Genomic DNA, 3,077 nt, shown 5'->3' with positions numbered 1-3,077 from the left:
TGCTCAGAAACTTATAAATAAAGTTAAATTATAGTGTTGCGGAATTAAGGGTATGGACTTTAATAAAGCTCGATTATTATATCTTATCGTATTTTTCCTGTATTCCGGCCTAAGTGTGTCCGGACAATCGATTCATGTTTCAGGAAGAGTACTTCAACAAAATACGCAAACACCTGTTGAGTTTGCTAATGTCGTTCTATTCAAACAAGATTCAGTCTTTCTGAAAGGAACAACGACAGACACTATCGGAAGATTTGAATTTGAAAATCTTCCCACAGATAATTATGTGCTGTCAGTATCCTGTTTAGGATTTGAAACAAAGCGGATTTTGATACAGAATCTGACGGAATCAGCACAAATAGATGTGTATTTGAATGAAAATGTTTTGTTACTTGGGGAAGTGGTGATTTCTGCTTCTTCCACAATAAACAAGATTAACCAACGGATTGTGTTCCCGACAAAATTGCAAATCAGCCATTCTGCCAACGGAATGCAATTGCTGAATACAATGATGCTTCCCGGCTTGAACATCAATCCGATGCTGAATACGATTTCATCATCCGACGGCGGGAAAGTCATTTTGCAGATTAACGGCGTAAATACCACGCCGGAAGAAATTCAGACCTTGCAACCCCGCCAAATCAAGCGGATAGAATATTCGGATTATGCAGGTATCCGATACGGACATGCTTCCAAAGTTATCAACTACGTGGTAGTAAGGGATGATAAAGGCGGTGTTGTTGGTGTGGATTTGATGAACTCGCTGAATATCCTTGCAGGGGGCGATGTTTTCTTTGCCAAATTCAACAAAGGAAAATCGGAATATGCTTTGAACTACACCGCAGCGTTTCAACGCATCAACACGAATAACAGAAATCGCACAGGTAGTTATCAGTTTGAAAATTCATCCCCTATATTGAGGGAAGAAATCAGTGCCGGAGGTGATTATTCGTACCAAATGCATGATTTTTCGCTGACATACAACTATCAGCAGAGCGATTCGGCTTTTTTCAATGCCAAGTTGAAATATAATCTGAGCAATCAGCCTCACAACGATTTCAACAGTTTTCTAAAAGAGAATGGCACGGACAAAGGGTTGATTTTTGACGGAAGTCAGCAAAAAATTAATGTTCCTACCATCGACTTGTATTACCAGTATGGTTTACCCAAAAATCAGAAAATATATGCTAATGTGGTGGGGAGTTATGCGAACGCAGCATCTTCGCGGAATTACTGCGAATACAACGATGTTGATACTCTTTACAGCGAACGTTCGGAACTGTTTTCCGATAAATATTCACTGATTGCCGAAGGCATATACGAAAAAGGATTTGCCCATGGAAATTTGAAATTCGGGATAAAACATATTCAGTCGTTTACAGAGCAGACAATTAATCAGGGCGAGGAATTCAAATCGGATTTGAATCAGGCGGAATCGTCGGTTTTTGCAGAGTGGTTTTATAGTAAGGGCAAATTCAGCTATAGCTTGGGACTTCGCCTGAATCGCCTGCATTTTTCCAATGTATCTGTTACCAAAAGCTATTACCATTTCTTACCCAAAGCGATGGTTGGCTATCGGTTCAGTGATAATTCTTTTATCCGGTATGATGCGGAGATGAGTCAAACGAATCCAACCCTGATGGAGTTGGCCGACACGGAAATCCGTCTTGACTCGTATCTTGCCGAGAAAGGGAATCTGTTGCTTCAACCGTACCTGAATCTGAATAATAATTTATATTACGAAAACAGAAAAGGGTTGTTCGCTTTCAATGCAAGCCTGCATCATCACTACAAACACAATCCTATCATGGAATCGAAAAGAGAACATGGAAATGTGTTCCTGACAATGCCCGAAAACATGAAAGATTGGAATAAGTATAATGCGGAGATAACATTGAAAGTAGGGATGATAAAAAACTTCCTGCAATTTTCGGTTACAGGAGGCTTCAACCACTTTGACAGTCGTGGGAACAACTATTCGCATACCCATTCTAATTTTTATTACAGGGCAGATGTTTTGGCAATGTATAAGAAATGGATGCTGATAGGCCAGCTACAGCCTTTTGACGAAAGGTTATACGGCGAAACCGTCATAAAGGATGGTAATTATCACTACTTGGCTATCCGGTACAATGCGACTAATTTTTCTTTTGGCATAGGTGCGTTCAATCCGTTTAAGAATGTTTCCCGAACCATTATGGAAAACAAAAATGCACAAGCGCCTTTCCGAAGAGAAAGTTTTAGCGATGCATCCCGAATTCTCGTTGCCACGCTCACTTGGAATTTTAATTTCGGAAAAACTCATCTTGTCGGTACTAAATCGCTGAATAATCAGGATACCGACTACGGAATCAAAGGAAGTTATAAGTAAGATTAGGTGTTGATTTCAACAAATTCTGTATTATGTATTTCTGGCAAATCTATCACTAATTATCTTTCAGCGACATGTTGTTGCTTCGCGTTCACTGAATCCTATCGGAATTCAGTGAACGCCTTTGTGTGTCGTCAACTGACGATATCATCCTTTTTTTTACTCAAAATCAATAAAAATGAAAGATAAGATAAAAAACATTGCAGAAAAATTAGAACATCAAATCAGGATGCATGAACTCGATTTAAATGACAGGATTAAAGATATTCCTCAAATAATATTGCTGTTGGAACAGGGGTTCTCGGAATTGAAAGAAATAGTTTCGTTTTATAAGTTCAAAAGTGAAATGGATGAAATATTCTTTTTCAAGATAATAAAACCCAAGTTTTTTAGTAAACTAATCTATTACAGGAAAGTGTATAACATCGAAATGATGCGCCCCAACGGACAAGATTGTGTGCTGAAAAATTATTTCATCAATGAACTGAATCAGTTAGAGAATTTCTACAATAAGAACATTGATTTCTATAAATACTACCGTTCGGGAAGTACGCATTTGGATAAGTACTTTTTTCTGAGAGGAAAACAAGATATTCAAATGACAATGGAAACATTTTATTTTGAAAGAGACCCTAATTTTTCTACGATTTGCGATTTTAAAGTTGCAAAAATAGTAGCAAACGAAATGTTGCGAATTTATCTGAAT

2 protein-coding genes are annotated in these 3,077 nt (G+C 38.0%); both read left to right on the top strand.

All coding sequences use genetic code 11. The features are described from left to right. Positions 1 to 52 precede the first annotated feature (52 nt). Positions 53 to 2,371 (top strand): TonB-dependent receptor, encoded by a 2,319-nt coding sequence (locus ACQRBJ_RS15750; protein WP_094433908.1) that lies wholly within the window; start codon positions 53 to 55, stop codon positions 2,369 to 2,371. Positions 2,372 to 2,549: 178 nt separating this feature from the next. Further along, positions 2,550 to 3,077, top strand: a 528-nt coding sequence (locus tag ACQRBJ_RS15745) for an RteC domain-containing protein (RefSeq protein WP_212096146.1), incomplete at its 3' end; no start/stop codon positions are given.

Source organism: Prevotella sp. SGI.167 (genome assembly GCF_050313615.1).
Classification (GTDB): domain Bacteria; phylum Bacteroidota; class Bacteroidia; order Bacteroidales; family Bacteroidaceae; genus Prevotella.
The sequence above is the reverse complement of the archived record's forward strand: the minus strand, read 5'-3'. Positions and strand labels throughout refer to the sequence as shown.